Genomic DNA, 23629 nt, shown 5'->3' on the forward strand with positions numbered 1-23629 from the left:
CGGCTGGGTAACGATTTAACCCGCTTGCGGTTGTAGTCGGCCCATGACCGCGAGTACAACGATGGAGGGGGTCCGATGACCGAGTTCGTCCGCGCCGATTCGGGCACCTCGACCTCCGAGACAGATCCCAGAAACGTCAGTAGCCGCCCCAGCAGCCGACGCAAGCCGATCAATCGGAGCCAACAGTCGCTTCGTCGACCGTCACGCGAAGCGTACTCCACACGCAGCGTCGAGTTCGACAGCGACGGCGAAACCTGTCGCGGTACCCTCTACCTCCCTGACCGCCCCGAACACCCGCCAGTCGTCGTGATGGCTCCTGGACTGGGCTTCTGGCAATCGTTCGGCCTCCCGGCAGTCGCCGAGCGGTTCGCCGAGGCTGGCTACGCCGCTTTCACCTTCGACTACCGGCACCACGGCGACAGTGACGGCGAGCCGCGGGGGCTCGTCAGCCCCGCCAAACAGGTCGACGACTACGAGGCAGCCATCGACGCCATGCGCGCCGCCGAGGACGTCGACAGCAACCGCCTCGTGGTCTGGGGCCACTCGCTGTCGGGCGGCCACGCGCTGTCGGTCGCCGCCGAGAACTTCCGGGTTGCGGGCGTCATTGCGACCTGTCCGTTCGTCGACGGCCGTGCCCAGACGCTCGGCATGGTTCGCCAGCCGAAACGGCTATTTAAATCGTTGGCCGCTGGCCTGCGGGACGGCCTCGGCTACCGCCTCGGGCTCGGGGCCGAGGTACGGATCGTCGACGAGGAAGACGGCTTCGGCGTCGTGACCGCACCGGGTGCAAAGCGGGCGGCGTTCGACCTCGTCGACCGGCAGGCCGACTGGGACAACCGGATTCCCGCCCGGATCTTCCTCTCGCTGCCGCGCTACCGCCCCATCGCCGAGGTCGAAGAGATCCGGTGTCCCGCCCTCCTCATCGGCGGCCGCGAAGATGTGGTCGTCCCTGCGGAGGGGGCGGCGACGGCTGCCGACGGCATCGCCGAGGCGACGTATCTCGAACTCCCGGTCGACCACTTCTCGGTGTTCAGCGACGACTTCGAGACGGTTGTGGGCCACCAGTTGACGTTTCTCCGGTCGGTCGTCGGCCACCGCTGACCGGCGGCCGGCCGCTGGAGACCGATAACCCTTAGCAACCGCCCCGACCATGCACTGCCATGACCGCAGACGCCGATCCAGACGCGACTGAGACCGACGAGGCAGGCGGCCCCGCGGCCGCCGACTTCGAGCGGGCCGCCGAACTCGCCGCCGAAGTCAGCGACGGCGACCGACGACTCCACGAACTCGACGACAACGCCGACCCGGATACCGCTGCTGCCGCGCGCCGACTGCTCGTCGAAGACCAGTCGGGCGCAGAGCTCTCATCGATCGGCTCCTATGGGTTCCCCGCCGAGGCCGCCGAGCCGAATATCGAAAACATGATCGGGACCGTCCAGGTCCCGCTGGGTGTCGTCGGTCCCGTCGACATCAACGGCGGCGCGCTCGACGACGAGCGGTATCTGCCGCTGGCGACGACCGAGGGCGCACTGCTGGCGTCGGTCAACCGGGGCTGTTCGGTCATCAACCGCGCCGGGGGGGCCACGGCCCGCGTCACCAAAGCCGGGATGACTCGCGCGCCCGTGTTCCGCGTCGACGACGTCGCCGAGGGCCTCGCGCTCGTCGAGTGGGTCCGCGAGCATGGCGACGAACTCCGCGAGGCCGCGGAGTCGACGACCAACCACGGCGAGCTCCAGGACGTCACGCCCTACGTCGTCGGCAACAACGTCTATCTCCGCTTCCGATACGACACCAAGGACGCGATGGGGATGAACATGGTCACCATCGCCACGAAGGAGGCCTGCGAACTGGTCGAGGCCGAAACCTCGGCCTCGCTGGTCGCGCTGTCGGGCAACCTCTGTACGGACAAAAAGCCCGCTGCGATCAACGCCGTCGAAGGTCGGGGTCGGTCCGTAACGGCCGACGTGGTGGTTCCGCGCGAGGTCGTCGACGCCAAACTCCACACGACGCCCGAGGCCATCGCCGAGATCAACACCCGGAAGAACCTCATCGGCTCGGCGAAAGCTGGCTCCTTCGGGTTCAATGCGCACGTCGCCAACCCGGTGGCGGCGATGTTCCTGGCGACCGGCCAGGACGAGGCCCAGGTCGTCGAGGGCGCGAACGCGATCACGACCGCCGAAGTCACCGACGACGGTGATCTCTACTTTTCCGTCTCGCTGGCCAGCCTCGAAATCGGCACCGTCGGCGGCGGCACCAAACTCCCGACCCAGTCGGAGGCCCTCGACATCCTCGGCGTTCGCGGCGGCGGCGACCCCGCCGGGAGCAACGCCGACGCGCTGGCCGAAGCGATCGCCGTCGGCTCGCTGGCTGGCGAACTCTCACTGCTCGCCGCGCTCGGTTCCCGGCATCTGTCGAGCGCCCACGAGTCGCTCGGCCGGTAGGTCATCTCCACGCGCGGTTTAAAAGATATTATTTCAGCTCAGATTACTGGACGAATTGGGTATTCTTATCAGTGGCCGCGCGTGAGACTCGGCTGTGAACCGTCGTCGACTGGGGACGAGTCTGTACGCCGGGCTGTTGTTCACCGTCCTCGGGCTTCTCGCGTGGGCAACCGGGCAGCCGTTTATCTTCCCGAGTCTCGGTCCCTCGGCGTTTATTCTCGCTTTCGAACGCCGAGGAAAACGGACCGCTACCTACCGGATCGTCGGGAGCCATCTGATCGGCGGCCTCGCGGGACTGTTCGCGTATCTGACTATTGCCGGGGATGTCTCGCTGACGAGCATTCCGCCTGCCCTCTCGATGGAGGGCCTGCGGTTCACGCTGAGTGCGGTCGTCTCGATGATCCTCACCAGTTGGGGGATGATCGCCACCGACTGGATTCACGCCCCGGCCTGTGCGACGACGCTGATCGTTTCGCTCGGACTGTTGTCGACGCCGGTCGCCGTCGCTACCATCGTCGTGAGTATCGTTATTCTGGTCGAATTCCATGCGGGCGTGCTGATGTTGTTCAATCGACTGCTCGGCACAACGCGGTCGACCACCGCTACCTGAATCGCGCCACCGACTGAACACCAGTTATAAAAGACGGTAGCGGCCGCCGCTCTCGGAGGCCTCGCCCCGTCGACAGAGTTTGATAAGCAGCTCGCTGGCTTTCTCGGCTGGCACACCCTGCCGTTCGGCGTAGTCGAGGATCTCTGATTCGGTCGGTTTGTCGTCGCCAGCCGCCTCGACGGCTTCGCGGACGATCTCGTCGCGGGATTTCGAGCCGCCAGCCGAGTGGTCACCGGCGGCGGCGACCTCCTCGGCGTCCAGGCCCGCGGCTTCGAGATATTCGCGGTCCGCTATCACCGGCTCGTCGGTCTGGGCTTCGAGATCGGCGACGTGGTCGAGGTCGGCAAAGGATTCGGACTGACCCTGTTTTTTGGCCAGGAGTGCCGACCGGGCCTGCTGGGCGGCCGTTCGGTCGTCGGACTCGAATAGCCGTTTGAGTTTCTTCGTTTGGTGGGTCTTCCCACAGCGTGGACACTGGGCCGTCTTCGAGACCCGCGGATCGGACAGTAGCCACAGCATACTACAGTCGTTGCAGCCGACGACCGCGTACATATCCGAGCTAACGGCCGCTCGTATTTATAGACAGGGAGCATCGGATCGCTCGCAATTATAAGGAAGCAAGCCAACCGTTCGGCCCGCTCACGGCCGACACACCGGCAGTATGTCGTCCATACCGACAGTCAGCCGACGCCTAACCAAGTCCCTTGAGGCTCGGCCACTAACAGTCACAGATGGGTGGCGAAACACGGCTCGTCGACCGGCTCGCCCGTCTTCCGCCAGTGCGGTTGGGCGAACAGGTCGTCTCGCTGGCCCGCGAGCGGAACATCACCTTCGCCGCCGCCGGGGTCGCCTACTACGCGCTGGCCTCGCTGGTGCCCATGCTGCTTTTGGCCTTCGCAGTCACGACGGCGGTTGGCCTTGAACTCGTCTTGGAGCAGGTCCTGGAGGTCGTCGAAAACCTGCTGACGAATACCGGCCAAGAGCTGCTGACCGACGCACTCGCCGAGACGTCGGGCCGAACCGGTGCGGGCGTCGTGGGGACCCTCGGTTTGATCTGGGGGACCCTCAAGCTCTCCCGGGGACTCTCTCGGGCCTTCGGCGAGCTCTACGACTACGAGTCGGCGATCTCGATCCGCAAACAGATCACGAACACGCTGATCGTCTTCGGCTCGCTGTTGGTCGCGGTGGTCGTGCTGGTCGGCTTCGACCTGTTGATCGCCTACGGCCCCGTCCCGGAGTGGATCGTCGGCTCGCTCGAACAGGTGACGCTGTTCGTCGCACTGCTGGTCGCATTGCTGCCGCTCTATGCGCTGTTACCACCCGGCCGGCTCCGAGTTCGGGAGGTCCTTCCCGGCGCGCTGATCGCCGCCACCGGCTGGGTACTGTTGCGGCTTGGCTTCGAACTATACGCCGTCTACGCCGCCGAGTACCAGGTTTACGGCGTTTTGGGTGCCCTCCTACTGTTTATCACGTGGCTCTACGTCGGCGCGCTCACCGTCCTCGCCGGTGCGGTCGTCAACGTCGTCGTCCGGGACGCTCGACTGTAACCCGGCGTCCTTCCGGTAGTTCCCGTCGAGGAGCTGCGACCCGAGCGGACCGAGCAGGGATACATATGTTACATGAAAATACATAAAAATAATATATGTATAAATTGATTGTCTGTATCCCCATAATATATAGTATTCGAGTCGGGACTGCTGGACGTATGACACCTCCCGCTGCTGTCCTCGATGAGATCTCCTTTTTGGCTCGGGCCCCCTCCCGTGTCCGTATTCTGGTGTTTCTCTCGGAGTCAGGGCCGACCACCAAGCGGGAGCTCCGCGGGCAGCTCTCGCAGTCCCGGTCGACGATCTCCCGCGGGGTGGACTCGCTCGTCGAAGCGGGCTGGCTGAGAGAGCGGTCCGACAGGGTAGAGCTGACGCCGACGGGGGCCCTCGTCATCCAGGAGTTCCTCGGGCTCGCCGAGACGATGGCGACCGCCGAAGAGCTATCGCCGTTCCTGGAGTGGTTCCCGGTCTCGGAGTTCGACCTCGCGGTCGAGGAGTTCCAGTCGGGCACCGTGACCGGCGCCGTCGATGGCGACCCCTATGCCCCGGCGCGGAAGCATACGAACCGAATCCGGACTGCCGAGCGGCTTCGCGCCCTGCTCCCGTCGATCGGGCAGAACGCGATCTCCGAGATCCACCGGCGCATCCTGGCCGGTGACCTCGAAGCGACGCTGATCGTCTCGTCGAGCGTCGAGACACGGATTCGAACCACCCAGCTGGCCCCACAGTTCGAGGAGATGCTCTCGACCGATCGGCTTACCGTCCTGGTCACCGAATCGGTCCCCTTCTTCCTCGGGCTGGTCGACGACCGGACGACACAGATCGGAGTCGAGGACGACAACGGAATACCCCGCGCACTGTTCGAGACCGACGCCGAGGCGGTCCGCGAGTGGGCCGAGGCGCTGTTTGCCGACTACCGGGAGGCATCGAGCAGCCGCCTCACGGAGTTATAAGCCCCGAACTAGTCAACTGTAAACCCTGTTCGAGTTTCGTGCATGGGGTGCACGGATTCTACGCCGTGAATTTATATAATGTAACGCCGAGCGTTACATTGCCAAGAGACCCCCACAGTTCGTCCCCGCTGACCTCCACCATCTCTTGGCCCCCTCAGGTGTTGATACTCCCAGTGACTCACAACGCCGAGCCGTGGCTCTGCCGGGATCGTGTAACGCGATCGGTTACACCACGGATGCTTATACTCGTGTATCACGTTACGGTGGTATGGTCGACCAGTCCAATCAGCCGCAAACGGACGCCGAGTGGAGAGAACGACTCACCGACGAGGAGTACCGAATCCTCCGCGAAGAGGGCACTGAACGTCGCGGCTCGTCGGAGCTCCTGGACGTCGATGACGACGGCGTGTTCCGGTGTGCGGGCTGCGGGCAGGTCCTCTTTACGAGCGACACGAAGTACGGGTCGGGAACGGGGTGGCCGAGTTTCTACGATCCGGCCGACAGCGACGCCGTCGAAACACGAGCCGACCACAGCCACGGCATGACTCGCACGGAGGTCGTCTGTCGTAACTGCGAGGGTCATCTCGGCCACGTCTTCGATGACGGTCCCGAGCCGACCGGCAAGCGCTACTGTATCAACGGGATTGCGCTGGATTTCGACGAGGAGTAACGCGACCACTGCCGACGCCCACCATCATGAGCCCCACCCCATCCACCATCCAGGAGTACGACCGAGCCGCCCCGTCGCCGGAGCAAACCGAGACCGCCACCTTCGCCCTCGGCTGTTTCTGGGGCCCCGACGCCCGCTTCGGCGCGCTGGAGGGCGTCGTCCGCACCCGTGTCGGCTACGCTGGCGGCACCAAAGCCGATCCGACCTACCACGACCTCGGCGAGCATAGCGAGGCCTTTCAGGTCGACTACGATCCCGAGCAGCGATCATTTAAAAGCCTCCTGGACCTAGCGTTCCGGAGCCACGACCACACCCGCCAGCCCTCGTCGATCCAGTACCAAAACATCGTCTTCGCCTCGACAGCCGAGCAGGCCGACGCAATCGCCTCGTATCTCGACGCCCGCGGGCTGACTCGGGAGGGGATCGCCACGCGAGTCGAACAGCTCTCGCGGTTCCATCCCGCCGAGGACTATCACCAAAAACACAGTCTCAGGGGTCGGCAATCCCTTTTAAACACCGTCGAACAGGCGGGCTACGACGACGCCGACATTCGGGAATCGCCAGCCGCAGCCAAACTGAACGGCTACGCTGCGGGGAACGACCTCCCCGAGGGCCACGACCTCGGCACGTCGGCGAACCGAACCGTTCACTGAAACGCTCCAAGCCGACACGTTTTGGAGACTGGTTTCAAACCGTGTCTGTCGGTATACCTGAAAAAACGTTGAATCGGCTCGGCGTGGACCCTCGGGTATGGAGTTCGCAGACGTGACCACGGTCTCAGTGCTCGGTGCCGGGAATATGGGCCACGGAATCGCGGAGGTGGCCGCGCTCGCTGGCTACGAGGTGACGTTGCGAGATATCAACGAGGAGCTGGTCCAGGAGGGCTACGAGGCCATCGAGTGGAGCCTCAACAAGCTCGCCGAGAACGACCGGCTCTCCGACGAGGAGGCCGCGGCCGCCCGCGACCGCATCGAACCGGTGGTCGAAATGGAGGCGGCCGTCGGGGAAGCCGACGTGATCATCGAGGTTGTCCCGGAAGTCATGGATATCAAGACAGACGTATTCAGCGAGGTCACGGAACACGCCCCCGATCACGCGATTTTCGTCACCAACACCTCCAGCCTCTCGATCACCGACCTCTCGGAGGCCACTGATCGCCCCGAGCAGTTCTGCGGGATGCACTTTTTCAATCCGCCGGTCCGGATGGAGCTGGTCGAGGTCATCGCGGGCGACCACACCAGCGAGGAGACGCTGGCACTCGTCGAGGAGTTGGCCGAGGCGATGGCCAAAACCCCCGTCCGGGTCCACAAGGACAGTCCCGGCTTCATCGTCAACCGGGTCCTGATCCCGCTGCTCAACGAGGCCGCGTGGCTCGTCGAGGAGGGAACGGCGACGATCGCCGAGGTCGACGCCACCGCAAAGTTCGACATGGGCCTGCCCATGGGGGCCTTCGAGCTGGCTGACCAGATCGGTATCGACGTGAGCTATCACGTCCTGGAGTATCTACACGAGACGCTCGGCGAGGCCTACCGGCCCTGCCCGCTGCTCGCCGAGAAAGTCGAGGCCGATGCCGTCGGCAAAAAAGCCGGTGAGGGGTTTTATACCTACGACGACGGCGGCATCGAGATCCCGCCCGACGCCGGTCGACAGGAGATCGCCGACCGGCTGCTCGCGCTGATGGCAAACGAGGTCGCCGGACTGATCGACGGCGGAGTAGCCGACGCCGAAGCGATCGACCGGGCAATGCAACTCGGTGCGGGGTTCCCCGACGGTCCGGCAACGATGGCCGACAGTCGTGGCCTGGAGCCGCTGGTGGCGGTGCTCGACGAACGGTTCGACTCGACCGATGAACCACGGTACGATGCGGTCGACCGGCTCCGGGAGTTGGCTGCCGAAGATCGGGGGTTCTATCCTCCCGGCGATGCTGGCGACTCCATGGACTTCGAGACGATTCAGGTCGACCGCGAGGAGCGAATCGGCCACATCACGCTCGACCGACCCGACCAGCTGAACACGATCAGCGCCGAGCTCCTGGAGGAACTCTCGGCGGCCATCGAGGAACTCGACGCCGACAGCGAGGTACGGTGTCTCCTCCTGTCGGGTGTGGGTGATCGGGCGTTCTGTGCCGGGGCGGACGTCTCCCGGATGACCGGCGATCCCGACCCGATCGAGATCACCGAGCTCTCACGGACGGGCCAGCAGACCTTCGGGCAGCTCGAAGCCTGCGACACGCCCGTCGTCGCCGCCATCGATGGCTTCTGTCTCGGCGGCGGGATGGAACTGGCAACGGTTGCGGATCTCCGTATTGCCAGCGAGCGCGCCGAGTTCGGCCAGCCCGAGCACAACCTCGGCTTGCTGCCCGGCTGGGGCGGCACCCAGCGGCTGAGCCACCTGATCGGCGAGAGTCGAGCCAAGGAGATCATCTTCACCGGCGACCGGTTCGACGCCGCAACGATGGCCGACTACGGCTTCCTGGCGGAGGTCGTCGACAGCGAGGATCTCGACGCGGCGGCAATGGAACTCGCGGAGAAACTGGCTGCCGGGCCGCCGATCGCCCAGCAGTTCACCAAGCGGGCGATGCTCGCTGGCCGGGACGACACCGATGCCGGACTGGAGATCGAGGCCCAGGCCTTCGGCCTGCTGATGGCTACCGACGACCTCCAGGAAGGGCTGCGCGCCTTTATGAACGATGACGAACCGGAGTTCACCGGCGAGTAACCCGGTCACGGTCGCCACAGCCTGCGGTCTGATAGGGTGGCACACGGGGCGGGCGATTGATGAGATTTATATGTCCGTACTTCCTCGGCTGATATGCAGCGCTCGATTGGTGTAGTCCGGCCAATCATCTTGGCCTTTCGAGCCGAGGACCAGGGTTCGAATCCCTGATCGAGCATTCCATTCTACCGCCGTCTTGCGATTATTGGCCGTGAACTCAGAGCTGATAGCCAATGATTCAGGCCAAGTTAATTCAAAAGGTTCGACGACCCCGACGCCGTCTTGGGATTAGCCGTTTTGCCCCACCAAGTAGATTCAAAGGATTCGCCAAGTGGACACGAACCCGTCGACGGAGGCGGGATTGATGGACGAACTTGCCGAACTCCCCGTCGTTACCGAAACGTCGACAGAATATCTCAACCCGCGCCAGCAACTCGACTATCGGAACGAGCGCGAAGAGTGTCTTGAATGGCTCCTTACGTTCGGAAAACGCCCTGACCAAGCAAGTGGGTATGCTCTCGGTACCCTGAAACCCGGTGCGTACCGAATGGACCGGTTCTACCGGTTCGTTTGGGAGCAGGAAGGCGGGTACACAGTGAACGTCACGCATGAGAACGCCGACGCGTGGATGAAACATCTTGCGCGAGAGAACGTGAGCACTACACACAAACGAAACTGCCAGAAAGCCGTTAAACGACTGTTCAAATGGCGGCACCATGAACACGGGCTCAGCGCGTGGGATCCTGACATCACGTTCGCAGCTGAGACGAGTACAAGTCCCCGGGACTACCTGACTCGTGACGAGCGCTCTGCTGTTCGTGAAGCGGCGCTCGAATACGGTTCCGTTCCCAAGTACAATAACCTCACACCGTCGGCACGAGACCGGTGGAAACAGTACCTCGCCCAGCGATTCGAGAAACCAAAATCAGAGGTTGAACCAGCCGACTGGGACCGAGCAAACGGGTGGAAAGTCCCGTCGCTCGTCTGGGCGAGTCTTGATGCCGGGCTTCGGCCAATCGAAGTACAACGGTCAACAATCAGTTGGATTGACACCGACAACGCAGTTCTCCGGATCCCGAAAGAAGATAGCTCGAAAAATCGAGAACACTGGGTCATCGGTCTTCAATCCCGGACCGCAGAAGCACTCGATAATTGGCTTGCAGAGCGAGAAACATATGAAAAGTACGACGATACAGACGCGATCTGGCTTACTCGAAACTCGAATCCGTACCACACAAAGTCGCTTCGCTACCTCCTGCAACAACTCTGTGACATTGCCGGTATCGACACAACCCACCGGCAAATGAGCTGGTACACGATTCGACACTCTGTTGGGACGTATATGACGCGAGAGGAGGACTTGGCAGCGACGCAAGCACAACTCCGGCACAAGAGCGCCGAAACAACAATGAAGTACGATCAAGCACCAGTCGAAGACCGGCAGGACGCATTAGATCGGATGGGGTGAATATTAAAGAATATTCGCGGCATTTCGCAGGATTTCATCAGTTGGGTGGACGTATCGAGCGGCTGATGCCGTACTGTTTTGTCGTAATGTCTCAGCAACGATTTCGAGGTCGTGGAACTCTTCGTACGTGTATGTCCCGAGTGTATGCCTGAATGAGTACCAGGAAATCTTCCGACCTCCTATACTGATTTCTGCTTCCTCTATAAGTCCATCAAGGATGTCGTTGAGGGTTTTTGAATTATACGGGTTAGCTTCTCTATTCAACCACATGTAGTCTGAGTTGTCGTAATTTTTAATATTTTCTCGTTGTTCAATCCAGCGTTCAAGCGGGTCAATTGCTTTGTCTGGCAAATGCTGCACCCATTTTGAATCATTTTTCACTGCTTGGTCTGCAGGAATTATGATTGTTTTTGAGTTAGCGTCGTACCAGTCGACCTTCATTCGTTCAATGAGTGCGGGTCGCCAGCCCGCTGCTCTTTCAGTTGCGATTATTGAGGGGATTTTCCAGTTCGTGTTTACCTGCTCCCAATCAGCAGGGCTGACATCGGTTTTCGGTTTGCTGAGTTCCTGGGCAAGATATATTCGCCAGCGATCTCGCTCTTCTGGAGTGAGGTTGTTGTACTTTGGGATGGACTTGTAGGTCAGTGACGCTTCCCAGAGTTCACTCACCTCTCTTTTCGTGAATGGGTCAGCGTGATTCGCGGATGCCTCTCCTTGAAAGGTGATATCTGGCTCCCAGTCGGAGTCTTTGAATTGAAACCAGTTGACTAGCGCGTCCGAAATCTTTCGCTTGCTATCTTCCCGGTATCGCCCATTATCTTGGCGACGGAAATCGTCGGTGGCGAGTGACTCGATTGCTTGATCTGCTTGCTCTGGTGTGATTTCCGTTGTCGCACCATCCTGCTCCCAAATCCATCGAATAGCTTGCAGCACTCGTGACACTCGCGTGCCAATCGATTTTTCTGCATATCCCTTTTGTTTTAATGGATCTTTACCTTCAGAGCGCAAGTACTGCTTGAATCGGTTAACCTTCGATTTGAAGATATCCTGTTGTCGCTGGCCCAGCTGTGGATACGATTCATTCCGATCATCCTCTACACGACTACTCATTGTCGACGACCCCATTGTGAGAACCAGTGTGGTTGTTTTCCTGGCAGTTTCGGTGGTTTGTGGTTTTGTCAAGTAATACGCGGATTTCACGCATTCTCTGACTGTTTTGTTTGGTTGTTTTATTCATCAAGCACAAAAGTACAGAAGCCAGTTGTTTTAAAAACTTAGGTTAATTATTTTGATAATTGTGCGATTGGCCAGGAATAATTATATGTAATCAGACATCTCAGGGATACACTACAGATACATTTCAAAATAAAACTGAAAAGTGGCAAACTATAAACTAGTTTCTACTTATTCACTTAGTTTTACCACCGCTCCTAGTTTATTCATCTCATCTACTAATTTAGCTGGCGGCTCCCCGAGCACGTAGATGTGGCTAGGGAACCGAGCTGTTGAATCCGCTCCGATGAAGCTCACTCGCTGATTGTGGAAGCACACGTACGATGCGTCTTCAAACAGGCCATGCCACCAGTTAGTTGATGAGTCGCCGCGACAAAGGAACACAATGAACTCAACGCGGTCTTTTGTTAGTTCCTCGCGTGCCTTTGCAACCCATTTTTTCTTTTCTCGTGAGTACGGAGGGTTAACGAAGACTTTACCAAACCACTGTTGAGAGAGCCCGTCGTCGCTTTTGGTGTAGTAGTTTTCGGCAATGTGGGTTATCTCTTTATTAGTTGCCGCGTCAAGATCGTACCCTCCAGCACCCCTTTTTAGTGGTTCAATAATCTCTGGTGGAGTTCCCTTTTCATTTGAACCCTTCATCTTCATGAATTCTCTTAAACGCTCATCCAACCATCTTGGTTTTTTGTTGGTCTTACTCATAATTAATTTATTGTTTATTTGTTTAAACTGCGATTTCACGCAGCGATTTTTTGTGGCTTCAAAACTTTCGACCGAATCCTATTCTGATCTACAGTTTCTTCGTCCACAAAAACTACAAATAGCGCTATATCATTGTCAGTTTTTAGGACATTTTCAACTTACAAATCCTGCTTTTGACAAACATATCAAGTCGTTTTATAAGGGTTGTAAGTTGGTTATTGGTTGAGATGGATGACGAAACGCCCGGTATATTGACAACTGCAGACAAAAAGTGGCTTCGTAATGAAATCGAGTACAAGAATCGGCAAACAGAGTTTCAACGGAGAGAAGATATCCGGGACCGAGTAGCCTCAGCGATGCAGGATTTTGAACTCCTCATTGAGCTCTGGTCAAAAGAAGAGCGTCAAAAAGCGATGGACGAAATTGACACAACGAAATCTGCCAGTGATATGATCGAGTTCTTGTACTTATCTTTAAATGAGCCTGCTCAGGATGCAGATCAAATGACTGATGAAACTGCGGTGGATCAAGCGTTGGCATTCAGGCGTTCCCTTTCTGATGGAATAAGAAATGCGAAAGAAAGGCTGGGAAATACACCAGATACGGTCCTCATTGATTCGAATACAGAACTGTTTGAGACTCCTTCAAAAAACGATCTTAAACGTGCGATAGACACAGATCAATGGCGTGACGCTAATGACTATGTCAGGGGGGCTATTGGTGTACCAGATGATGAGGTAATTGACAAAGATGAAGCTGCTAGTAACTACCATATGGAACTACACTTAGCAATAGAAAGAGAACTTTATTCACGTAGACAGGGGTCTAATACCGATATATCGAGGCACGATGATTATGTTGGATCCACAGGTTTATTCAGCAATAAGAACGATTCTTAATCAACACCAATTTTCTCCCAAAAGCTACAGTAAATACTAAAAACTCACCCATTGCTTTATTTAGAATTATACTGGAAATTATACGCTCTATCTCGTTCAACTAGCATTTAACTCGGTATTTGCCATAGTCTTCGACCAATGCCAAAACGTGAACCGACCATACTGACTGTCGTTAAATAATTAGACATGAAAGGATGTCACTGATTCGCTGCTCTGGCGGTGTCACATAAGGCCTCTAACTTTAACGGAGACAATTCTACATGCTCATCGTTAGCAGTGTAGAAGATCGTAATCGAAACATCTCGATCAGGATATGTCTCTGATGCGACGTGGTAGTACACGCTGAGTTGCTTCCGGTATTCGGCTTCGGCGTGACGGCTGAGGTCTGTTTTGTAATCGATGATATGGATCTGATCGGGTGTAATGACGAGTAGATCTATGATGCCAACAAGTGTGATTGGTGGCTCCGTATTGAGAGGGAGAATCGCTGTGATTTCTGGTTTGAACTCGCCATCAAACGAATCGAGTAGCTTAGCAACGTTTTGTTGATCGCCTCCAACCGGTGAGACATCGGCACCTTGCACGTAATCTTCGGCGAACTGGTGAACTTCGTCTCCAAACTCGGTTCCTCGTCCCTCCTCTATGTCGTCGTACACGCTATCGTCCATAATGGCGTGGACACTCATTCGCTGCGGCCCTGACTGTTCAGGCACTGTGATCGAAAACGTATCTTTCTCCATATCCTCAATCGTTCTGGGTTCGACAGATGGTTCAACTTCTACAGGGTCAACTGAGAGTTCGGTAAAGAATGGACTCGGCGACCCGCCAGCAGTCAGAACCAAGTGTCGTTTCGCCCGCGTTACTGCAACGTAGAACAGACGACGTTCCTCATCGTATGTCGATGGAAGACACCCTGTGAGAAGATTGTTAGGCCAGTGCTTGTAGACATACGGGTTACCGTTTGCCTCGCTGTACACGGACCGTTGTCTGAGACCCAATGGTTCCTGATACTGGATCGTTCCAGCAGACGGTTTCCCGTAGCTCGGGAACGCTCGTCGATTGATGTTCGCACAGAATACAATCGGGTATTCCAATCCTTTCGCGCTATGAATTGTTTGCAGTGTAACTGAGTCCTCTCCTGGACTCGAATCAATCTCAATCGTCGACCCTGCTTTGAGATTCGCTTCAAGATATGTGATAGCTTCACTCCGCGTCGACAGCGTGGTTTCGACCATCCCGGTAAGCTCGCCAAGCAATCCATTTGCATACGCACCATCATACCCATACTCGTCGAATACGATCCGAGCCAACCCACCAATCGTCTCACTCTCGCGTAAACGATCCCGGAACGTAGCCATCGCATCAGGATACGCTTCATCATCGAGAATCTCCTCGGCGTGTTGCAGTGTGTACCCGGCTTCTTCCAACACGGTCGCCCACCCTCGCTGGTCATCCGACTCGCAAATCCGGAGCCACGCCAACAACAACTTCGCCTGATCCGTATCGAACAGTTCAACTCCGCCCTCGTATGCCATCGGAATCCCGTACTCGCCTGCCTTTTCGAGGAGATCCCTCGCAAACGACCGATTCCGAGAAAAGACCGCTATATCACTGTACGATGGTTTCCCCAGCCGTTCGGCCTCGGCAGCTTCTTTTTCACCCTGCGACATTTCGTCTGTCGATGCCGGTTCATCCCGAACCTCGACACTGTACTCCTCATTCCCAACGACGTGCTGTATTTGATCCAGAATGAGTTCGATCTCATCCTCATGCGTTACCGCCTTGATCTGACTGTTGTCGACGTAATTCGTCGCGTCCAACGACGTCATCTCGTCTTCGATAGCTTCGACATCAACAGAATCTCCGTTCGTCGCTGGCACTGTCAGCGTCTCTCTTGCTAACGAGAGAATTGAGGCCGTCGAACGGTAATTCTTTTCGAGCGGAATCGTTTCTATCTCTGTTTCGTCGACAGAGTACGGAACTCGTGTCTCACCACGATTCAACTCCGATTTATATCGGGTGATCCGCTCGCCGAACTCTTGGATGTTTTTGATGCTAGTGTACTGGAACCCGTAGATGCTCTGCTGCCAGTCACCAACAACACAAATGTTGTTCTCGGCTGCAAGGAGTAGTGTGAGTTTGAACTGCAACTCATTGGTATCCTGGAATTCGTCAACCATGACGTACTCGTGGCGAACCTGCTCACGAACCGTTGCGTCCTCACTCAGCATAACGAACGCCAACACGAGCATGAGCCCCTGGGTGAGATAGTTGCGTTGTAGCGCATACTCCAGATATTCAAAGTACACGTCGTGCACAAATTCGAGTAACTCGTCGCGGTCTTCATCGAAAGCCTGCTCGACCGAGTCACGATGCAGTTGGGTGTCTCCGAGAACATCCTCTGCTTTCGGTGCATCGGGTACGTACTCCGAATCAGTCCAACTCACAGACGACCGTGCATTTGATTGTGTCGGACCGTAGGCCCCTTCGTTTGGTTGATTCTCTTGTTCGAAGATACTGATAAACGCTTCTCGATCTCCTGTGAGCGTGGACCCTGTCTCCTGATACCACCCATTGCGTTCAGGAATTACTCCCTTCGAAGCCAATTCCGTTGTCAGTGATCGGAGAGTACCGGGGTCGTTGATTGCCGCAAAGAGATGCTCGTACTCTGGATGTCGATCTTCGAACTGGGAAATGAATGTGTTGAATAGCTTCGACTCTCGGATACCATCCTCAATTAGATCGAGTGACTGTGGAATCTGATCGTGAATTCCAAGCTCACTCGGTGTTTCATGACCGTACCGTCGAAGCAACTGATAACAGTACCCGTGGAACGTGCTGATTGGGGCATCCTGTAGCTGCACAGGATCGTACGGTGACTGTTGGGCGATTCTATCGGCCATTTCCGCAGCCGCATTCCGAGTGAATGTGACCAAGAGAATGTCTTCAGGCTCGATTCCTGGTTGTTCGAGGATATTTGCATACCGACGCGTGATAGAGAATGTTTTCCCGGTCCCTGCACCAGCATTGACGCGATAGATCCCGTCGGTACTCTCAATCAGTCGTCGTTGTTCTGTGTTTGGTGAAATTCCAGTCATCGGTCTGTAAGAATCAGGTCACGGTGGTCAACTCGATCCCAGTTTGGCCCATCCTCTCGGTAGGCAACCGGGAACCGGTCTTGACGGTACTCGTTCAGCGCAGTAAGTTGCTCATCGACAAACGCTTCGAACGCATCGAGATCGGACTTCAGAACATATCCTGACGGCACGTCATCAAGATCATCAATAACCAGCCTACACCCCTCACGCACATACTTGTGCGGCCCAACGTGATCCTGAGCGTACTCAATAAAGGCTTCAGTCACTCTGTGACGTTGATCAGGGTCTTCACCGGCTCGCGGAAGTTCGTGAGTTTCGAAAAACTCCCTGTATGCCTCATACCCGAGTTTGTACAGTGTTTTGCACCGATCATTCGAATCAGCAAAGTCAGTTACTGTTTCGAACGTCTCCCGACGTGCGACGAACTCACCGAACCGTGCTGGAACATACGTAATGGTCGTCACGAGATCCGCTGGCTCTGGAGGATTCCCTCTGATGGTTTCATCAGTGTCGTGGAGCAGGTGCACAAAGTGCATATTTAGCTGCTCGTCTGGACGCTCTTCACGATGTTTAGCAAGGTAGACGAGCGCTTGGAAATTAGGGTACTCGTCGACGGGATCAATCGCCGCAGAGTCCAGGATATCTGCAGCACTGTCCTTACTCCCCGATTTGTAATCGACCAACGTGGTAGTATCCTGGATTAGATCGATGTACCCATGCATTCCGATGGAGGGAGATTCGAACCATCGTTCGGTGAGTGGTGAGTCACAATCAACGCCCAGTGTATTAGCGAGCTCATTTTCACGGTCCAAGAAATCGTACGTCTCATACTCACCCCCGGAAGCAGGGTTCGCATCCAGATACGCTGTGATGGCATCAAGACCGAGTTCCAAATGCGTTCGCTGCACAGCTCGCTTCGAATCACCCAGATACGGATCTAACTGAGTACACATCGCATCCAGAACCCTCTCACGCTGATCTTCAAGCACAGACGGATCTGCGACATAGATCTCAGCGGCTTCGTGAAGCACCGTCCCTCGCGCCATCGGAAGCACCTCGGGAGAATCGACTAACCGGTCAAAATACGCATCCCGAGGCGAGTTCACGAGCGACTTCAACCGAGACTGACTCACTGTTTCAACATCTTCGTGCGGTGTTGTGGACGCATCCGGCTCAGCAAATGGTGCTGTTTGCGGTGTGCTCGGTACACCGTTGTGACGCGTGTGCGGAAGATCATCGAACGTCTCGAAGGATTCATCGAGGAGTCGACGGAGATACACGCACGGTGTAACGTCACTGCCTGCCTGAGTCTCCTGGACAAAATAGTACCGTTGCTCCCCGTTCTGAAGCAATCGTTCGAACCGTGTGAGATCGTGTTCGAGATAATCGGTCTGATCTATCCACGGGTACTCCGGTGGTGTCTGCGCCCAGTCTGGGCCGAGACCAATGTAGAACACAACCGGCCGGTCAACATACGCTGTCGACGTTGCTCCTGCCAACAGAACCCCATCCGACGCATCCGTCTCGGTCGGAACAGAGAACGCATTCAGATAGTACTGGAAGCGCGTCACTCGTTCTTCGGTCACCGAGTCATCGATCATCCCGAGTTCATCGAATTCACGCCGGAGATCGGTGAGCTTCGTCTCAGCGATTGACTCATACACAGTGACAACATCACGGAACGTCCCGTTCTCAACAGCCTCCCGAAACTCCACGTAGGAACTAAGTTGACCACTGGAAAGTGAGTCAACACGCTGTTGTTCGATACCACGAGGGATTTCAATCCCTGCCGTAGTGAGTACGGGCCGAATGTCCGAGACACGTTGGTCTGCCCCGGCAAACGTTGTTTCCAGCAACCGGAGGAACGCTCTCACATCCTCATCATCTTCGAATCCTGGACCACCACGGTACGGTATCTCTCGTGCTTCAAGCGCCGATTCAATCAAAGCACTGTACAAACTATCTTCGACAAGAACGATCCCGAATTGGTCAGCCGTTTCCGGATCGATTTGATCAACGATAGTCGACACAATTGATGTCGCAGACGAGAATATCCTCAGTTCGGGAAACGAAACGTGACTACTACTCAATGATGAATGCGTCTCATACTCTGTTTGTGGTGGGAGAATACTCCGATCTAGCTCAGAGAGGTGATCTTCGTCAATAACTGCAATATCTTGGTCTGCAGAGAGACTCATGCGTTCGGTGGCCAAGTAACTACTTTGTAACTCTCCTAACATCGATACAACGGACCGTATTGCAGGCGTGTCAAACTCAGGGTACGCAAGGATCCCGTCTCGGTCACCGGTCGCGGTCCAACAGTCAATACAGAGTTCGAGTGCCCTAACAGCCTGTTTCCACGACAAATCGGTCTCTGCAATAATCTCAAAAAACAGCGATCTAATATCATCTGGGAACATTTCCTGAACAGCATGGCTGCGAGGCGTAGCAGATAATCGACCGATTCGAGGTGTCTTCACTCGATTATCGAGCGCGAGTGCAAGCGGTGCTTCGTCAGTAAGAACAGTATCATATTCAGCAACCACTGAATAGAGTTGGTCGATTGACCGGGCTTCCCGTAATGGCACACTCGAACAAGCAAACCCACCTACTTGTACTTACTCCGAAAGCAACAGGTCAATATCACCGTATCCACACGGGGGGTGTCCGCAATTATAGAGATTCAAGGAAAATACTGGTGGCTTCAGACACCAGATGAATCCCACAATTCAAGTCACAAACCACCGTATAGAAGGTTGTGCATGGACAATTGGCAGTTGACTCGGTGTTTGCCACGGTCTTCGACCGAGAACAAAACGTAAGCCGACCATGCCGACAGTCACAAAACAATCAGGTAACTCGAAGCCCTCTGAGGGGTACGAGTAACGGCTTCGTGGCAGAGCCACTGGTTGACTGTCCAGTAAACCTTAGACTCTCAACCTTCAGGATTGACCTGCTCGGCTAACGCCGGGTAAGAGGCCCGCGCCTTTAGGCGCGGGAGGATGTCACCCAGCTTCACAACAACTTTGAATCGACCTGTGGAGACTGCGTTCCCGTTTGATGTGCAAGCTCTGTGCAAACGCCGAAATTATTATCTTTCTGTGTGCAGAACTTGCACATAGAATGAGTGCAAGTGACGATCCCAGACGAGTCCATTTCCAGTCCCCGGAATACCTCGTCGAGCGGCTCGATGCGATTGCTGACCTCTTCGACAAGGATCGAACGGACGTCCTTGTTGAGGCTATGCGAGAGTATATAGAGGATACCGCCGACAGCGAGACGTTCCAAGAATTGGTCGCTGCGAAGTATTACGATGACCAACTGGATTTCGAAACAGTAAAACAGCTCGTCGGCGCTGAGACCGCCCAACGACTACGGCTTCTCAAATCTGACTTAGCAGACGAACCGCTCGATATTGCTGCGCCGGATGACGTCGACATCTATGATGCGGAAGCAACGACAGTCGTGACTGATGATGTCGACGACCGATGAGTGGGTCACGCCTACGAACGGTTGTCGCCGATACGAGCGCACTGGTAAGTCTCGCCGTTCCGCGTGCTGACGAAGCCTACGATACGACGACCGCACCGGATCCGCTTCAGTATCTGCTTACCGCCTGTGAGGTTGCTGTCCCACCCGAAGTCGTCTCGGAGCTCCAGGACATCACACAGTACCAGGATATCCACAGTGCTGCTGCTACCAACGTTCTCGCTGCCCAGGACTACTTCACAGTCGAAGATCCGTATGCACGGTCGGATACCGCCGAAGCGAGACCAACATTCGGACTTGACGATGGCGAAACGGATGGAATCGTTCTTGCGAATGCACTCGGTGTCGACGGGTTTCTGACAGACGAATTCGGTGGGACAAATTTTGCACTCATCCATGCCGTCCTCCGGGGACCACGGATTGTGCCAACACCACGGTTGATCTGTGATCACGCACGGAACGGACATATGACTCACTCGGAGGCACAATCACTCATTACGAATATCGGTCTGTATCGGAGCTGGGACAACAGTCCCTACGTCAGTCAGGTGCTGTCTCTATTGGACTGATTATGTATACCAGAGGGCCCAGAAAATCAACACGCCCTGCAAGGGGAATCGACCTCACCGAACGAGTTCGGACGGATCGCCACCACCTGGCATTCCCTCGATGACAACTCCTGCACGACAAAATGTAAGCCACTGACTTCATTCATACAGAGCCCATTATACAGCTATTATGCCGCAAGTCTTCTCCGAGACAGATCGTGCAAAGATCGATAGTAGCAACGACGAGTCCTTCTATCGGTCACCACGCTTTGTCACCCACGCAGATGATCCATTCTGTTCCCGATTGACTGACCTGTATGCGTCTGTGATGTCTCCCGGAGATCGGGTTTTCGATGCGATGAGCAGTTGGATTTCCTTCTTCCCTCCGCTGTCATTCGACCGCGTCGTCGGCCACGGCCTCAACAGGGCCGAACTCGAAGCCAACGAGCAGCTCGATGAGTTCTTCCTCCAGGATTTCAACACCACTCAGAGACTTCCACTGGACGACGCGCAGTTCGATGTCGTCTGTTGTGCTCTCTCGGTACAGTATCTCCAGTATCCTGGTCCGATATTCAGCGAGTTCGAACGGATACTTTCACCCAGTGGAACCGCAGTCGTGAGTTTCACGAATCGTATGTTCCCGACAAAGGCTGTCCATGCATGGCGAACGCGGTCGATGAACGAGCGGGCCTCACTCGTCGAGGAGTATTTCACCGCAAGCGAGTTCACTCATTCTGAGCGTGTCGTCGACCATCTTGGCAACGATCCGTTCTACGCCGTTGTAGGGTATACAGGTTCTAAATAATGTCTCTGCCCCAGTGAGAGGATATACAGGACAGGTGAGTGCAAGTTTGATTTCACCTAACCCTACATACTTACGACAAGTAGTGTAACGGAAATTGTGACTACTGCTGACCACCCGCCTCAGCAATCATCGGCAGGAGATACTAACAGACCACCCCCAGAATCAGCTACGAGTCGTCTCGGCCGTCGACGACTACTTGCAGTCACCGGGAGTACAATAGGGAGCACACTGAGTGGCTGCATTTCGATTGGCCAGAATGAGTCGACGGCCCCACTGCATACCGGCAATTGGCACTCATTCGGGAACGGTCCTCGAAACACGAATCACGTCTCAGGCGGCACACCCAAACCACAGAGCTACGAGGTACTCACACCGGCTGGATGGATCTACACACCCCCAGTAGTACACGATGGCATCGTCTACTTCGCTACCGACCGAGAAGTCGTTGCACTCGGGACAGCAGGAACCGAGCAGTGGACCCATCAGTTAGAACAGGACGTCTCCGGTGCGCCTTGTCTCGATCCGGATCGTCGACGGCTCTACGTCCCCACCCAGATCACTGGATCAGCTGACGATGTCTCACAACGTGCCATGGTGAGTGTGTTTTCGCTTTCAGAGGGCGACCTGCTCAATACATATCGGGTCGGGACTGAGAAAACATACGGTGCGACCGTCGTAGACGGCGATATCTTCGTCAGGAGTGACTCAGCCTGCCTCAGACTGGCTGCCGATGGCACCGAGCGCTGGCGACAGTCGCTTGAACCCCTCGTCTATGATGAGTACAATCTCGGCGATTCAACAGCCACACAGATCGTCCCCGCAGTCGACGGCGACGGTGTCTATATCCCAGATCGCAACGCGATTGTGAAACTCGACCGTGAGAGTGGCGACGAACGGTTTCGTATCCCGGTTGACACCGCCTATGCGGCTCCGACAGTCGACGACGACGGTATCATTCAGACTGGCTGGCAAGAAACCGTTGGGATAACTCCGTCTGGGGACGTTCGGTGGCGACGAGACCTCCAGAGTCGTTCGGCAGCAGCAGCCAGTGATGACGAAATATATGTGATTTCGAGCGATCTCCATTGTCTCACAGCAGACACAGGAGAGACGAAGTGGCAGGCACACCTCCCGAGTGAGGGGACAGCTGCGCCTGTTGTTACAGACGACAGCATCATTGTGGTCTCGGGTGATGTCCGTGTGTTTCGGAGGAGCACCGACGGCATACTCAGCGGTGATCGAAAGCGGTGGGAGTATTCTGACGTCCATACCCACGACTACGCCTCTCCGGTGGTCGCAGCGGGACGAATCTTCGTCTCAGGACCGTTTGGACTGCTCGCACTCAATCCAGAGGGTGACCAATGACTCCCACCCGTCGACGCACGCTTCAAGCGACCGGAACGGCGACTCTGATGACTTTGGCTGGTTGTCTGAGCGACAATCGATCTAACTCTCAAGGCTCAACTGAGGAGTACACCCTCGATATCGATCGGATCGAGAGTTCTCCCATCGAGTACGCTCTGTACGAACCCGATGACAGTCCGCTGTTCGGCGAACCCGCACGAATTGCCCTTGAGAACATTCTTCCGGCGGGTCAACACACGACATACGGCTACGAACCGTTGCCGAACGACGGCTACGTCGACTACGAGGAATCGTATTATCAGATCAAATATGTCGTCACTGGTCGACAGCAGATGGAGCGCCAGATTGTTCGCGTTGATACCGTTCCACAGGAGCAGGTGCCTGATGATGCGATTCTGGTCGACACACTTGAGCGGCCGAGTGCTCGGATCATTAAAATATTGCACTCGTACACACAGAGTGGCGGTGGATCGAGCAGTGCGGAGTTACTTCGAGACGATGGGTATGTGTTGCGACGGCCGAGCGAACGTGAGAGCCGACTCGCAAGCGGTGAGTTAGACGGTCAAGTCATAACAATGACCGACAGCGGAGCGTGGGCATACCGCGTCGACGTCACAACAGAGCAACTCACAGAAACAACTCATACCGCCTTGGCCGTTGAGGTGGCGAGCTCACAGAGTGAGTTCCGCGAGGTTGTCTTTGGCTCTCGGATCGATGCGGAGCTCTCTGCTGACGAGATGCCAACAGAACCACGAGAGATCCTTGATCAGGCGATTGCTAAAGGGACCTACACAGAAGAGACCCCAACAACAGACGCATTCGAGAGGCTGCTTGATCTACTTGGACTCGGAACGGTCGAGAAGGGAGTGAATGGAGAGCTACTGTGGTATGACGACGAATTTTATCGCTACGGTCTGTACATTAACACTACATAATTGGATTTCAAATGGAGTCGGGAGTCTGTTCGATCTCAACTACAAACCATCACCACACCACTACTCTCAGAGGAATTTTCCATGCCCAAAGGTGTGGGTACTCGATCCAGCAGGAAGATCTCCTTTCGACAGTGTCGGCGGTAATTCTTTC

The 23629-nt window shown here is 56.2% G+C and carries 20 protein-coding genes and 1 tRNA gene; 16 read left to right on the forward strand and 5 right to left on the reverse strand.

Annotation, left to right across the window (positions count from 1 at the left end; all coding sequences use genetic code 11):
• Positions 1-75: 75 nt before the first annotated feature.
• From NO877_RS07870 to NO877_RS07880, 3 genes are all read left to right on the forward strand, one after another.
• Positions 76-1101, forward strand: a complete 1026-nt coding sequence (locus NO877_RS07870; protein ID WP_256395769.1) for an alpha/beta hydrolase — start codon at positions 76-78, stop codon at positions 1099-1101.
• A 59-nt stretch (positions 1102-1160) separates the two neighbouring features.
• Complete coding sequence (gene hmgA, locus NO877_RS07875; RefSeq protein ID WP_256395770.1) at positions 1161-2441, forward strand: hydroxymethylglutaryl-CoA reductase (NADPH); 1281 nt, start codon at positions 1161-1163, stop codon at positions 2439-2441.
• Between the two features lie 94 nt (positions 2442-2535).
• Positions 2536-3051 carry an HPP family protein gene (locus NO877_RS07880; RefSeq protein ID WP_256395771.1) on the forward strand — a complete coding sequence of 172 codons (516 nt, stop codon included), beginning with the start codon at positions 2536-2538 and terminating at the stop codon, positions 3049-3051.
• A 24-nt stretch (positions 3052-3075) separates the two neighbouring features.
• Here NO877_RS07880 and NO877_RS07885 read toward each other — a convergent pair whose 3' ends face one another.
• Positions 3076-3603, reverse strand: coding sequence for a DUF5817 domain-containing protein (locus tag NO877_RS07885; protein WP_256395773.1), 528 nt, complete (start codon positions 3601-3603; stop codon positions 3076-3078).
• Between the two features lie 179 nt (positions 3604-3782).
• Here NO877_RS07885 and NO877_RS07890 point away from each other — a divergent pair, with 179 nt between their 5' ends.
• The 7 genes from NO877_RS07890 (at position 3783) to NO877_RS07920 (ending at position 10404) form a co-directional block, all read left to right on the forward strand.
• On the forward strand, positions 3783-4598 hold the full coding sequence (locus tag NO877_RS07890) for a YihY/virulence factor BrkB family protein (RefSeq protein WP_256395774.1): 816 nt from the start codon (positions 3783-3785) through the stop codon (positions 4596-4598).
• Between the two features lie 158 nt (positions 4599-4756).
• Entirely contained in the window at positions 4757-5551 is a 795-nt protein-coding gene (locus tag NO877_RS07895) for a helix-turn-helix transcriptional regulator (protein WP_256395775.1), read from the forward strand.
• Between the two features lie 268 nt (positions 5552-5819).
• A complete protein-coding gene (msrB, locus tag NO877_RS07900) occupies positions 5820-6221 on the forward strand; it encodes a peptide-methionine (R)-S-oxide reductase MsrB (RefSeq protein ID WP_256395776.1) in 402 nt (133 codons plus the stop codon).
• A gap of 26 nt (positions 6222-6247) precedes the next feature.
• Positions 6248-6874, forward strand: a complete 627-nt coding sequence (locus tag NO877_RS07905; protein ID WP_256395777.1) for a peptide-methionine (S)-S-oxide reductase MsrA — start codon at positions 6248-6250, stop codon at positions 6872-6874.
• A 97-nt stretch (positions 6875-6971) separates the two neighbouring features.
• Positions 6972-8939, forward strand: coding sequence for a 3-hydroxyacyl-CoA dehydrogenase/enoyl-CoA hydratase family protein (locus tag NO877_RS07910; protein WP_256395778.1), 1968 nt, complete (start codon positions 6972-6974; stop codon positions 8937-8939).
• A gap of 100 nt (positions 8940-9039) precedes the next feature.
• A tRNA-Glu gene (locus NO877_RS07915) sits at positions 9040-9114 on the forward strand.
• A 186-nt stretch (positions 9115-9300) separates the two neighbouring features.
• A complete protein-coding gene (locus NO877_RS07920) occupies positions 9301-10404 on the forward strand; it encodes a tyrosine-type recombinase/integrase (RefSeq protein ID WP_256395779.1) in 1104 nt (367 codons plus the stop codon).
• Between the two features lie 3 nt (positions 10405-10407).
• Here the strand turns inward: NO877_RS07920 and NO877_RS07925 are convergent, their stop codons facing one another.
• On the reverse strand, positions 10408-11514 hold the full coding sequence (locus NO877_RS07925) for a tyrosine-type recombinase/integrase (RefSeq protein ID WP_256395780.1): 1107 nt from the start codon (positions 11512-11514) through the stop codon (positions 10408-10410).
• Positions 11515-11808: 294 nt separating this feature from the next.
• Complete coding sequence (locus NO877_RS07930) at positions 11809-12339, reverse strand: phage N-6-adenine-methyltransferase (protein ID WP_256395781.1); 531 nt, start codon at positions 12337-12339, stop codon at positions 11809-11811.
• Positions 12340-12566: 227 nt separating this feature from the next.
• Between NO877_RS07930 and NO877_RS07935 the strand changes: the two genes are divergently transcribed.
• Positions 12567-13238 carry a DUF8102 family protein gene (locus NO877_RS07935; RefSeq protein WP_256395782.1) on the forward strand — a complete coding sequence of 224 codons (672 nt, stop codon included), beginning with the start codon at positions 12567-12569 and terminating at the stop codon, positions 13236-13238.
• A gap of 197 nt (positions 13239-13435) precedes the next feature.
• Here the strand turns inward: NO877_RS07935 and NO877_RS07940 are convergent, their stop codons facing one another.
• Positions 13436-16336, reverse strand: coding sequence for a UvrD-helicase domain-containing protein (locus tag NO877_RS07940; RefSeq protein ID WP_256395783.1), 2901 nt, complete (start codon positions 16334-16336; stop codon positions 13436-13438).
• Positions 16333-18756, reverse strand: coding sequence for a PD-(D/E)XK nuclease family protein (locus NO877_RS07945; protein WP_256395784.1), 2424 nt, complete (start codon positions 18754-18756; stop codon positions 16333-16335). Before NO877_RS07945 ends, NO877_RS07940 begins: the two co-directional genes overlap by 4 nt.
• 703 nt (positions 18757-19459) lie before the next feature.
• Between NO877_RS07945 and NO877_RS07950 the strand changes: the two genes are divergently transcribed.
• The 5 genes from NO877_RS07950 (at position 19460) to NO877_RS07970 (ending at position 23478) form a co-directional block, all read left to right on the forward strand.
• Positions 19460-19828, forward strand: coding sequence for a hypothetical protein (locus NO877_RS07950; RefSeq protein WP_256395785.1), 369 nt, complete (start codon positions 19460-19462; stop codon positions 19826-19828).
• Positions 19825-20394: a hypothetical protein gene (locus NO877_RS07955; RefSeq protein ID WP_256395786.1), complete on the forward strand. Its 570-nt coding sequence runs from the start codon at positions 19825-19827 to the stop codon at positions 20392-20394. The genes NO877_RS07950 and NO877_RS07955 overlap by 4 nt, the downstream gene beginning before the upstream one ends.
• 169 nt (positions 20395-20563) lie before the next feature.
• Positions 20564-21178, forward strand: coding sequence for a class I SAM-dependent methyltransferase (locus NO877_RS07960; RefSeq protein WP_256395787.1), 615 nt, complete (start codon positions 20564-20566; stop codon positions 21176-21178).
• Positions 21179-21778: 600 nt separating this feature from the next.
• Positions 21779-22543: an outer membrane protein assembly factor BamB family protein gene (locus tag NO877_RS07965; protein ID WP_256395788.1), complete on the forward strand. Its 765-nt coding sequence runs from the start codon at positions 21779-21781 to the stop codon at positions 22541-22543.
• Complete coding sequence (locus NO877_RS07970) at positions 22540-23478, forward strand: hypothetical protein (RefSeq protein WP_256395789.1); 939 nt, start codon at positions 22540-22542, stop codon at positions 23476-23478. Before NO877_RS07965 ends, NO877_RS07970 begins: the two co-directional genes overlap by 4 nt.
• Positions 23479-23629 lie beyond the last annotated feature (151 nt).

Origin of the sequence: Halohasta litorea, assembly GCF_024494645.1 — an archaeon.
Classification (GTDB): Archaea; Halobacteriota; Halobacteria; order Halobacteriales; family Haloferacaceae; genus Halohasta; species Halohasta litorea.